A 10,893-nucleotide genomic window follows, 5' to 3' on the forward strand; every position below is an offset into this window, starting at 1 on the left:
CATTCAAGACAGGCACGCACCCTTATGCCATCCGCAAGCTCTATGTTGATGAGCATAATATCTGGTATGGGATATTTAGAAACGTTAAGCCACTCCAAGACTATATCAACCTCGCAGAAAATCGCACCGCCAATATGATGGGTAGCCAAAAGATTATCTTTGAAGAGGGGGCAGTGCGTGATGAAAACGAATTTACCCGCACGATAAGCAAAGACAATTCGGTTACTAAAGTCAATCAAGGGGCGTTATCTCGGGGAATGATACGCTTTGAAAACCATAGTGCTGATATTGCTAATCTCACCGCCAAATCTAACGAAAAGCGGGCGTTATCTAAAACACTCATCGGGCTTAATGATGAAGCCTTAGGCTTAGCGGTAAATCGTGTCTCTGGCACAGCCATCCAGCAACGCACCAACGCAGGATTACTAGGAATCCAGCAGTTTCTAAAAAGCAGTGATGATTTTGATAAGAGCCTCTTTAAAGTCGTGATAAGTCTGATTTGTCTTTATTATCGCAAACGCCAAGTATTTGCGATCGCTGATCCCAAAGACGCCCGCAAATACTTTGTGATTAACGACATCGCCAAAGATGAAAACGGCAATGTGATAGTTAATCCTGATGGCGTGCCTGTGATAAGAAATCAAATCAAGGTAGGCAAGTTTGATATTATCATCAAATCTAAGCCTAAGACTTACGGCAGAGAGGAGCGGTTTGCTTACTGGAGTGAGATTATTAAAACCATTGCAGGCATTCGCCCCGATATTATCCCGGCGTTATTGCCATTAATGCTTCAAGATAGCGATAGCCCCGTCGCAAACGAAATCAGCACTATGCTAGAAAATATCGATAAAGCCCCCAATCCCCAAGCTGAACTCGCTCAAGCTAGCCAAGCCTTAGAACTTGAAAAACTCAAAGCCGAGATTGAATTATTACGTGCCAAAGCAGGCGGGGAGGTGCAGAACCAGCAAGGGCAACAAGAGCCAAATCAAGCGCAACAAGAGCCAATGCAAAACCCGCCACAATAATGAGATAAGGGCTTTAAGATAAAGAATTTCTAAAATGGAGATATGCTAAAATAGCGTTTGAGGTTGATGCCCCTAGAGGGTAACGACCTCTGGGGACAAATCCAAACAACCTTAAAAGGAAGTTTAGGATGGAGTTCCTAGAATTGCTAAAAACAATCCTTGAGATAATTATAGCACTTCTTAATAAATTTTACTCAATTCAGTTTTTAAAAACTGAATCTGAAGACCATTCCGCAGAGCGAAGCCCTGCTACATTCCTAAAGAATAGGGTTATGACTAGCTATCGCTATTCATCAACCCGTTTTTATTTGAGAAGATTTGCAAATAATAGGATTGCCCCCAGTTGATGGGGGTAGCAATTCGAATTTCCCTCTCTCCTCACCAAAAATCCCCAACCCGCCCTTTTTTAGCCATCAAATTTGTAGCAAAATTTACGTAAAAAATAAGACATAACGGATAAATAATGGCAATCGCTGTTGATAAAGATGGCAATCCTATTAGTAGCGGGTCGTTGTTTGAAGACTCACTAATAACACAAACAGACCGCCAAGAATACATTGACAAAAAAGGTTGGACCATAGAATATATTTGGGCTACTTTTGGGAGCAATGGCTGGAAAAACACAGGGGATAATAAAGGCGATATTGCAGAAAAAAGAATGCGATACAATCGTAATCGATTTATTGACTATATGATTATTGTCGATAAATATGGTCTCAAAATTTCTCCTTTTGATATTTCTGAAGTTGTCTCTATCACAACACCTTATGAACCTAACGGGAGCAGTAATTGGATGGGGAGTATTATCAATGCTGTTGTCCCTGTTGTTATCGTGATTGCTGGGATAGTGAGTGCAGGGAGTGCTTGGGGAGTAGCGGGGGCTTTGCTTAGTGGGGTTGGTAGCGTTGCTAATGCCATCTTGGCTAATCAAACCAACGCCAACGTTACCCGTATCAATAAGGAAGCCGAGCATTATGCTAAAGAAGCCCATAAACTCCGAGAAAAAGACCCGAGTAAGGAATTTGATAGACAAAGTGCGCTCACGAATGTATTGATGGTAAATCCTTTGGCGATAATGGCAAATGGAGCACTTTATAACAAAGGCAGGGTAGGCAGTGATAGCTTTGAGCCTACCACGCCTTATGAACCCTATAAATATTTGATGATGGAAAATATCAAGACAAATCCTATCGATGAAGCCTTGATGGATAGAAAGCATTATGAATTTGCAGGCAATAAGGATTATTACGATGAGATATACCCGCAAGCCAAATGGCAAATCATCAATGAGGATACCACCACACCAACGATAGTGCAAAAAAATATTTCTCGCATTATCAAAGGCTATTCTAAATTAGGCGAAATGGGTTGGGCAGATGAAAGCAAAGCTCCCTCGTTTATCAAAAAAACGCAAAAGTTCAATGAAAGCCTTGCTAAACTCGAAGCCCAGCTCAAAGGTGAAAAAAATTATGGGAAAGTCCTAAGCATTATCAATGGCATATTTGATAGCTATTATGTCAAAACCTACAAAGACCCTAGTGCTAGCAATCCCGTATTAATTTATTTACCAGAAGCGGAGGCTAAACGGGATAAGATTTTAAATCTTTTAGGCGAGGAAGAGGCGCTATTGTTAGAAGCATATAACCAGCTGTGCCGGTATTTACAAGATAATTTTGTTAAAAATTATAATCCTGTTAATCTCAATGATTGGGCGCAAAAAGAGATATTTGAAATCACAAAAATGTTTTTACCCAAGAATGCGTATTCAGGCTGGAATTAAAACAACTCATTATGCGAGCCGACACGCACGCAAGTTAGCACCAAGACATTCTCTTGTTTTTTATAGATTAGCACCAAATCGGGCTTGATATGACAATCTCTACAGCCTTTTAATTGCCCACCCAAAGCGTGGTCTTTATATTTTGGCTCGAGAGTTTCATTATTCGCAAGCCTTTCAATGATTTTTTCTATAGCCTCAATATCTTTTTTTGAAATTTTTTTAATATCTTTTTTGTAATGTTTTGAATAAGCAACCTCGTATTTAGCCATTCTTGAAAATATCCTCGTGCATTTCTCTTGCTGTCTTAAAGGTTTTTAACGTGCCATTTTTGCGTTCCTCTTCAATTTCTGCTAGGTCTTGCAATATGGCTTTTTCAACCTCTGGTTTGAGCCTGTGTTGCTTTTCTTTTTTAACCTTGATATTACAATTCCCTAGTTTTGCCACACTTTTAAGAGCAGGCAAAAGTTCGTTGCCTACGTTTTCGATAATCAAAGTCATCTTTTGTTCCTTTTATGTTTATGCGATTCGACTTTGTCGAATCTGAAGACCATTCCGCAGAGTGAAACCCTGCTAACGCAGGAATATCAACCCGTTTTTATATGTTTATGCGATTATAACACATTCACAGACCTTTTTTTTAACGCCCCTATGCCCTAACATACCCGAAAATATAAATTGTAAAGGATAAATTATGCCAGAAAATCAAAATCCCCCAGAAACCAACCCACCCACCGAGCCAAACAACCCCCCAAACGATACACCTAGCAACGCCCCTAGCACAGAAGCACTCGGCACGCTCAAAAGTATCCAAGCCGACCTTACCGAACTCAAAGCCCTCAAAAACGATGGGCTAAAAGAGCAAACCCAAATCCTGCAAGCCTACGCCGATACCCTCAAAGGCGAGCTAGGCGATCAAATCAATGCGTTTCAAAAGAATCATCTAAGTGCGGGCGTGCGCCTATTAAAAAATGTCAATCCTTATCGGGCGATAATGGTCCAAAAGGTCCTGACCGATAAAACCGATGGGCGTATTGTCTATTATGGTGATATTCTCATTCAAGGCGGGGAAGACTGGAAAAATGGCGGAGGCAAGGCAAGTAGCACGGCGTATTTTACCCGAGTGGCGTTTCCCAAAGAAGCGATTATGGATCAAATCATTGATATTATCGGCGGGCATAGTAATTTTTATGCCCTGCTAAAAGATAAAAACCATATTTACGTATGGGGCAATAACGCACACGGGTGCTTGGGGCTTGGGCATACGAGCGCTGTCCCACTCCCCCAGCGTGTTGCTTTCCCCGCAGTAGTCAAAAAGATCGTTTCCAAAACTTATGCGAGCGGTTATCAATTTGCCCTCGTGCTTTTAGCCGATGGGAGTGTATGGGGCGCAGGCTATAATGGTAATGGCACACTCGGTGTTGGCAATACGATTGCCCGCTCGAGCTTCACCCAACTTTCAACACTCAATGACCCTGTCAAAGATATTTGGAGTTGTTCCAATTATACGGGGGGCTGTTTTGCCCTCACACAAGCAGGCGAGCTTTATGCTTGGGGTTGGGGTGGTAATGGTGGTCTGGGCTTAGGCAACAGCGCCGATGCGTTGCGCCCGACCCGAATCGATGGGCTAAAAAATGTCATCAATGTATATCCTTATAGCAAAGATGATAGCGGTTTCCGCCAGACCAATTTTGTTTTGGTGAGAAATGATGATGGCGATGTGCTTTATGGCGCAGGCTACAACGGGCATAAACAACTCAATCAAGATAATACCACCGATAGCTCTGCGTTTATCAAGGTATTTGAGACCACCAGTAGGGTGAAAAAGTTTAGCGGGGGGACGTGTTATTGTATCTGCGTGCTCCTCGAAGATAACGGCAATCTTTGGGTATGGGGACACGGCAATTATGGCTTTGGCAATAATCAAGCTACCAATAACCAAAATGCAATGCTTATCGAACGGGGCGTGAGTGATTTTGACCATCACCCCTATAACTATCAAAGCGTGATATTTAGAAAAGGCGACCAGCTGTTTGCGTGGGGCTATAACAACAATAGCTTAGGCATTGGCAATAACACAAGCCAGCGAGAATACCAGCTCATCCCGCATCTTAATTTTGTCGATGGGGAGATGGACTTTATGCAGACAAGCATTTACGAAGCCGAGCGGGCATTACTCATCACTGATGGGAAAACCCTCTATGCCAATGGCACGCCTTATGGGGGCAATCTCTTGGTAACGAGCAATGCACCAATGCCACAATTGATTCCGTAGCGACTACTATGTTTAAGCGATTCGCCTAACAAAAGAAAACAAAAAAGGAATTAAAATGAAAATCTACGCACTACCACTAGAAAAAATAAACGACGTCGAGGGTGTCTTTGACACCATTACCCAAGAAGATAACCTTGTGTATATCCAAAGTGAAACCCCGCTAAAAGAGCCGTTTTTTGAGAGCGATTTACCAAAAGGCTATTTAGAAGCCCAAGCCCAAAAGCTCCAAGAGGCAAAAGACAGAGCCATAGAGGCAATGAATGCGCGCTGTGATGAAGAACTCAAGCAATTTACTAGCGAAGCACTCGGTAGCCCGCACCGCTATGATATGAATGCTGAAGACCAATTGAATCTTTTGGGATTAATGATTGCGGGTGTGGATAGTTTCTTTCGCTGTGCGCCCATTGTTGATGGCGAGGCAGGTGAAAAAAGCAATATCCCCCATACCAAAGAGCAAATTCAAAAGCTTTATACCGACGCCCTGACATATAAAAGTAGCCAGATCTATCAATGCGGAATCGTAAAAGAGAAAATCAAAGCGTGTGAAAGTATCGAGGCTGTGGAAGCACTCAAATGGGAAGATGGTGTTGTTCCGCCCGAGCAACCTGCCAATAACCAAACGCCAAAGGCGGGAGAGTAAAAAACGCTTTTGAATTGCTTTGGTTTGTAGGCGGATAAGACTTCAAACCTTAGAAACTGGGTTGATGACGTGCGAAGCACGGAATAACCCTGAACTTTAGGAGCGAAGCGAGGCTTTGCCTTGCGTAGTAATCTTCAGATTCGCCTATCGAATCGAGTAAAACAAAAAGTGTAGGAAATAGTATGAATTCATTGGAAACAATTAAATTTTATGGGTGGATAATCGTTTTAGGTTTGTCAGTTGGGTTTTTGTTTGTCTTACGCTCCATCGAAGAAAAACCTATCACCACGACGTGGCAAGCGGTCCGATTTGTCATCTATGGCGTGGGGTCATCAATGTTTATCACGTGGCTTGGCTTTGAATTGTTTTTGTATCTGGGCTTGCCGACACCTCTAGCAGCTGCATTAGGTGGAGGATTTGGCTTTATTGGGGCAAATACTATCGCTGGACTTGTGATTCGTGTGTTTAAACACCGCGCCGGGCTAAGTGATGATAAGGAAGAAAAGATTTGAAAACAAGACAAATAAAACTCAAAGATGATGTCAAACTCACTCTCTATAACGCCTATGGCAAGCCCCGTGCAAGCTATGCAATCAAAGCAGGAGAGATTACCGAAGTAGCTATCCCCCTGCGGAGAGAGTATTACACCGATGAAACGGGCAAGATTTATCATATTTATGATGGGGTGGGCGTGCTAGAAACTTTTGATTTGCCCCTCCCTGATTTTGCCCTTGATGAGGCTTTCATCGATGGGTTTGATAATTTCCTCGCTACGGGAAACAGCCCCACGCACCAAGCGATCTATTCGCAAATCCTCGCCGTGATGGATAACGCCCCCATCATCGAAGACAAAAGAATCTTTAGAATCGAAAATGAAATCCTCAAAAGGCTCGCCAATGTCATCTAAACCATTATCCCAAATCATCAATGAGTTGTTAGATAAGCTTGAATCTGTCGATACTAGCACGCAAACACTCCAACAGCTTAAAGAAGAAATCCAAAATGCCACTTCCAAAGAGGCGTTAGAGGAGCTTATCGCTAGCACGCCCTATCTCAAAAGCGAGGAGCTAATCGCTAATATCGCCCAAAGTCTCCCCATCGATGAGCTAGTCAATGCCCTCCCTAAAGAGGAGCTAAAAGCCACCATCGAAGCGACCACCAAAGAAGCCTTGCAACCGCAAGCTATCGCAGAAGAACTTAGCACTTCTGAAGATTTTAACAAGCACTTAAATGCCGTAGTCCGTGCGAAAGCCCGTGAAGTCGTGCTAGCTTTCAAACTCCCCGAGCAAGTATTAGAGAGCTTTGATAAACAAGTCGGGCAAATGGTAAAAAACCATCTCGAAAATGACTACACGCTAGCCAAAACCAACTTTGAAGCGAGCCTAAGCCTGCAACTCATCCGTCTCAAAACCAATCTCATATTGATGGAGGGTTATTACCAGCACGCCTATGGGCATAATATCCTCAAAAGAATTTAACTCGATTCGCTTAGCGAATCTGAAGACCGCTACGCAAGGCAAAGCCTTGCTTCGCTCCTAAAGTTACCATCTCATATTCAAGCAAGCTTGAATATTGGAGATATATTTCTAAGGTTTGAAGTCTGGAATTGCTTTCCAACCAAGCCTGCTACGCCCTGTCATCTGACCCACTAAGGGGGCGGGTCAGGGGGTAGGGGTTTAAGGGGCTTAGGGGGGCGGACTTCGCAAGGAGAGGCGTTAAAAAAACATAACTGCTTATGTTTTTTAGCCTCGCACGGCGATGCGTTTATGCCCGTAAGGGCATAGCATACGACTTAGCCCCCCTAGTCCCTTACTAGCTAGTATAAGAACAAATAACTAGCGATAAGGCTATGGAAAAACTAAATAATGCAGTTTTAAACCCACCCTTTTTTTACAAACGATTATCCCCTAACATAACCGCAATAAATCATAAAGGAATCATTATGACTGAAAACAACACACCAGAAAACCCCGCACCCCAGCCACCAGAGGACCAGACACCACCGCCTGTGCCAGAAACTCCCGCACCTGATGAGCCACAACCTGACACGCCCGAGTTGCCAGAAGATGGCGAAACTCCAGAGGAAACACCCACACCACCCGTAGAGCCAGCACCCGAGCCAGAAATTCCCGAGCCTGAAATTCCAGAAGAAACACCGCCCGAGCCTGAAGAGCCAGCACCCGAGCCTGAAATTCCAGAAGAAACGCCCCCAGAGGAAGCCCCCAAGCCCGAGCTAAGCCCAGAAGAAATATTCCTGCAAAAAGCCCGTGAGGAACTCTTAGCCAAAATTGAAGAAAAGCTCCTTTCTGACCCGCTGATAAAAGAATATGTAACACTCACCCTCGCTGGCACGCAAAACCTGCTTGCCACATTCCGAGAGCTTGAAAGCTGGTTTATCCAAAACAAAATCGATATCAGCGAACACCTTGCTTTTATCAAAGAAAAGTCCGAGGATTTTGCCCAAAAAGTCGATAATTTTTTCAAAGATTCAGAGACTACCATCGAAGAGCAAAAGCAAATCTTTGAAGCCGTCCAAGCGATCAAAGCAGAAATCGACCCCGCGTTAGAGGCTATCACAAACGCTACGGCTCTCATCGAAGAAAAAGCCCTGCGAGCCGAAAAGGCACTCGAGGGAACAAACAAAAACGTCGAAATCATCAATGGCTATCTCGATGAACTCGCTATTTTGCGAGGTAATCTCACCGAAAATATGACGAAATTTAACGAAGCGCTCCAAGCCTTTGAAAAACTCGTTAATGACACTTCAGCGAGCTTTGATAAACTCGCTAATGATGTGATGGCAAAAATAAACAACCAAACCGATCAAAGCCTAGAAGCGATTATCGCACAAGGCAATGCGGTCCTTGAAGCCCTAACAAGCACCAGTAATGACGCCCTAAAAGCCATCATTGAGAATAAAACCGAAGCACTCCATCAAATCATCGAGCAAGAAACGCAAGCCTTAGAAGCCATTGGCACGAGCAAAAATGACGCCCTCGAGGCGATCGAAAAAGAAAAAGAAGCTTTGGATTCAGCGAGCCTTGAAAATCTCAAAGACAGCATTACAGCGCTTGAAAAACAAATCCAAGAAAAAGAAGAAAAGAAGCTTTTGGAAGAAACGATGCGTTTGCTAGAAGATTTTGTCTCTAGTGAGCTAAAAACGGCACGAAAAGAGATAGAAGAGACAAGCAAAATCGGCAAGGTGGATTATTTTTATCGCAAAAGCTTGCCTCCTGAATATGTCCCAATGGGGGCAATGCTGGATATGAAAGATTACCCGTTGCTGTGGTTTTACTCACTTGGCATAAATGGCAATAATGGCGGGAGGTATTTCAAAACACCCCTGCCCAATCTCTATGCCAAAGGCACGACCGACCCCGCACAGATTGGTGCAACAGGGGTGAGTGGGTTGCCAAATATTACGGGGGGAGTTTTTAATATCGCTGAATCCTTTTGCGCTGACGGCTGGACAAATGGGGCTTTTTCAAAAGGTGGTGGCGGTTCTAATAATACTCCAAATAAAGTGGATTGGAGTTGTGCGGGCAGTTTTGATTTTAACGCCTCAAGAAGCAGTCCCATCTATGGACGCACCAGTGATGTCGAGGTGAATCGGGTGCATTTCTTGCAAGGCATTTATGCAGGAGAAAGCTCATCCTCACGGGGGGGGGGGATAAATAGCCAGAGAATCCAGTTGATAGTGGATTATCTGATGGAAATCAATAAACAAAATGCTTCAGGCTGATAGCGAATTAAAAAACCTGTTTGTTTTTTCTTTTTTTCAACAAAAGGGGTGTTATCCCTCCCCTAACCCCTCCCTTAACCCCGAAAAGAAGCCTTTTCTTTTCGGCAATCAAGGGAGGGGGAGTCGCTTGCTTGTGTCTCCTTGCGAAAAATCGGCGGGCGCACTTCAACGCCCTTGTTTCCGATTTTTCACAGCACACAAGCAACGACAAAGAAAGCAGTTTCAGAACTGCTAGCAAAAAAGCAATCTACGCTGTGATATGCGGTGTTGCATTGGGGGCGGGTCAGGGGGTTTACCCGCCCGCCCCGCCAAAAAAAAACCCGACACTTGCGTATCGGGCTTTCTCTTAACATAGGTCACAGACTTAAAAACTAACCATTCTTCACAATGGATAGATTAATTATAGCAAATTTTCAAAGGATTTAACCTATGAGCTTCAAAATATTTCACTCGGTTTGCCTTGCAAACCTGAAGACCGCTCACGCAGGGCAAAGCCCGCTTTCGCTCCTAAAGGATAGGGTTATGACTAGCTACGCTATTCATCAACCCGCTTTCAAAGGATTTAACCTATGAACCTCAAAATTGCCTTTATCGTTGGCATTATCGCTATCGGCGGGTATTTGGGTATCAGTAATGCCCTGCTAAAAAAGCAACTCGAAAATAAGACGCTAGAACTCCAAATCGCAAATCAAAACACGCTCACGCTCCAAACTGCCCTCGAGGAACAAAACCACGCAATAGAACAAAAAGCCCTCAATACTCAAGCATTCAAAGAATCTTTGCCAGCAAAAAAACAAGCAATCCAAAAAGAAATCCAAAATAAACTCCCCAAACACCCGCTTAGCTGTGAAGAAGCGTTAAAAGCGATTATGAAATTGCAAGAAATGGAATAGGACCTTTAAAACTTTGCCCACCCACCCCAAGTTGATTTTTCCATAGCACTATCGCTAATGATTCTTGCTTATACTAGCTAGTAAGGGACTAGGGGGGCTTAAATTGCGAAGTCCGCCCCCCTAAGCCCCTTAAACCCCTACCCCCTGACCCGCCCCCTTAGCAGATAGGGTGAAAGAGCGTAGCGGGCTTTGGTTTATTAGCAGTTCCACACGACAAACCTTAGAAAGCGGGTTGATATTCCTGCGATAGCAGGATATAACCCCCATACTTTAGGAGCGAACGGCGGTTTTACTGCCGTGAGTGGTCTTCAGATTCACGCAGTGAATCGAGTAAAAAAATTATAAACCTTAAAAACATAAAGGTTTCCAAACCCGCCCTTTTTTTATGCCCCAAAAAAACCCATTATTGCAATGATAAAAAACCGCTAGGAATGGGTTGAAACCCACTAAAAGGGAATAAATAAATGGCAAAAATTGATTTTACAGGTGCAAGGCAAGCAGGAATAAGTGATAGTGATATTGTGAATGAATTGACTTCGCA

General features: G+C 43.6%; 11 protein-coding genes and 1 pseudogene. 9 read left to right on the forward strand and 3 right to left on the reverse strand.

The genetic code is table 11. From position 1 onward, the window contains the following. Positions 1 to 1,025, forward strand: a pseudogene (locus BJI48_RS09500) (portal protein); the annotation flags it as partial. 463 nt (positions 1,026 to 1,488) lie between these two features. Beyond that, positions 1,489 to 2,805, forward strand: coding sequence for a hypothetical protein (locus tag BJI48_RS09020; protein WP_095334211.1), 1,317 nt, complete (start codon positions 1,489 to 1,491; stop codon positions 2,803 to 2,805). Here the strand turns inward: BJI48_RS09020 and BJI48_RS09025 are convergent. Next, positions 2,802 to 3,074: a type II toxin-antitoxin system YafQ family toxin gene (locus tag BJI48_RS09025; RefSeq protein ID WP_095334213.1), complete on the reverse strand. Its 273-nt coding sequence runs from the start codon at positions 3,072 to 3,074 to the stop codon at positions 2,802 to 2,804. The two genes, BJI48_RS09020 and BJI48_RS09025, sit on opposite strands and share 4 nt — an antisense overlap. Continuing rightward, positions 3,067 to 3,303 carry a hypothetical protein gene (locus tag BJI48_RS09030; RefSeq protein WP_095334216.1) on the reverse strand — a complete coding sequence of 79 codons (237 nt, stop codon included), beginning with the start codon at positions 3,301 to 3,303 and terminating at the stop codon, positions 3,067 to 3,069. Before BJI48_RS09030 ends, BJI48_RS09025 begins: the two co-directional genes overlap by 8 nt. A 193-nt stretch (positions 3,304 to 3,496) precedes the next feature. Here BJI48_RS09030 and BJI48_RS09035 point away from each other — a divergent pair, with 193 nt between their 5' ends. From BJI48_RS09035 to BJI48_RS09055, 5 genes are all read left to right on the forward strand, one after another. Further along, complete coding sequence (locus BJI48_RS09035) at positions 3,497 to 5,077, forward strand: hypothetical protein (protein ID WP_095334220.1); 1,581 nt, start codon at positions 3,497 to 3,499, stop codon at positions 5,075 to 5,077. A gap of 55 nt (positions 5,078 to 5,132) precedes the next feature. Then, positions 5,133 to 5,717: a hypothetical protein gene (locus BJI48_RS09040; RefSeq protein WP_095334222.1), complete on the forward strand. Its 585-nt coding sequence runs from the start codon at positions 5,133 to 5,135 to the stop codon at positions 5,715 to 5,717. Between the two features lie 182 nt (positions 5,718 to 5,899). Then, positions 5,900 to 6,229, forward strand: a complete 330-nt coding sequence (locus tag BJI48_RS09045; protein WP_095334225.1) for a holin — start codon at positions 5,900 to 5,902, stop codon at positions 6,227 to 6,229. Then, positions 6,226 to 6,624 (forward strand): hypothetical protein, encoded by a 399-nt coding sequence (locus BJI48_RS09050; protein WP_095334229.1) that lies wholly within the window; start codon positions 6,226 to 6,228, stop codon positions 6,622 to 6,624. The genes BJI48_RS09045 and BJI48_RS09050 overlap by 4 nt, the downstream gene beginning before the upstream one ends. Further along, entirely contained in the window at positions 6,614 to 7,195 is a 582-nt protein-coding gene (locus BJI48_RS09055) for a hypothetical protein (RefSeq protein WP_095334231.1), read from the forward strand. The genes BJI48_RS09050 and BJI48_RS09055 overlap by 11 nt, the downstream gene beginning before the upstream one ends. 10 nt (positions 7,196 to 7,205) lie before the next feature. Here the strand turns inward: BJI48_RS09055 and BJI48_RS09685 are convergent, their stop codons facing one another. Then, positions 7,206 to 7,334 carry a hypothetical protein gene (locus tag BJI48_RS09685; RefSeq protein ID WP_257874451.1) on the reverse strand — a complete coding sequence of 43 codons (129 nt, stop codon included), beginning with the start codon at positions 7,332 to 7,334 and terminating at the stop codon, positions 7,206 to 7,208. A gap of 325 nt (positions 7,335 to 7,659) precedes the next feature. Between BJI48_RS09685 and BJI48_RS09060 the strand changes: the two genes are divergently transcribed. Both BJI48_RS09060 and BJI48_RS09070 read left to right on the forward strand, forming a co-directional pair. Then, the gene (locus tag BJI48_RS09060) at positions 7,660 to 9,459 is read left to right on the forward strand and encodes a hypothetical protein (protein WP_095334234.1); all 1,800 of its coding nucleotides are present in this window, start codon (positions 7,660 to 7,662) and stop codon (positions 9,457 to 9,459) included. Positions 9,460 to 10,028: 569 nt separating this feature from the next. Beyond that, complete coding sequence (locus tag BJI48_RS09070) at positions 10,029 to 10,352, forward strand: hypothetical protein (RefSeq protein WP_095334238.1); 324 nt, start codon at positions 10,029 to 10,031, stop codon at positions 10,350 to 10,352. Positions 10,353 to 10,893 lie beyond the last annotated feature (541 nt).

It is taken from the genome of Helicobacter sp. 11S02596-1 (assembly GCF_002272825.1).
In the GTDB taxonomy this organism is placed as follows: domain Bacteria; phylum Campylobacterota; class Campylobacteria; order Campylobacterales; family Helicobacteraceae; genus Helicobacter_J.

Coding starts and splice junctions, on each gene's coding strand:
- BJI48_RS09020 (WP_095334211.1), top strand. CDS start 1,489: ATGGCAATCGCTGTTGATAAAGATGGCAATCCTATTAGTAGCGGGTCG.
- BJI48_RS09025 (WP_095334213.1), bottom strand. CDS start 3,074: ATGGCTAAATACGAGGTTGCTTATTCAAAACATTACAAAAAAGATATT.
- BJI48_RS09030 (WP_095334216.1), bottom strand. CDS start 3,303: ATGACTTTGATTATCGAAAACGTAGGCAACGAACTTTTGCCTGCTCTT.
- BJI48_RS09035 (WP_095334220.1), top strand. CDS start 3,497: ATGCCAGAAAATCAAAATCCCCCAGAAACCAACCCACCCACCGAGCCA.
- BJI48_RS09040 (WP_095334222.1), top strand. CDS start 5,133: ATGAAAATCTACGCACTACCACTAGAAAAAATAAACGACGTCGAGGGT.
- BJI48_RS09045 (WP_095334225.1), top strand. CDS start 5,900: ATGAATTCATTGGAAACAATTAAATTTTATGGGTGGATAATCGTTTTA.
- BJI48_RS09055 (WP_095334231.1), top strand. CDS start 6,614: ATGTCATCTAAACCATTATCCCAAATCATCAATGAGTTGTTAGATAAG.
- BJI48_RS09060 (WP_095334234.1), top strand. CDS start 7,660: ATGACTGAAAACAACACACCAGAAAACCCCGCACCCCAGCCACCAGAG.
- BJI48_RS09070 (WP_095334238.1), top strand. CDS start 10,029: ATGAACCTCAAAATTGCCTTTATCGTTGGCATTATCGCTATCGGCGGG.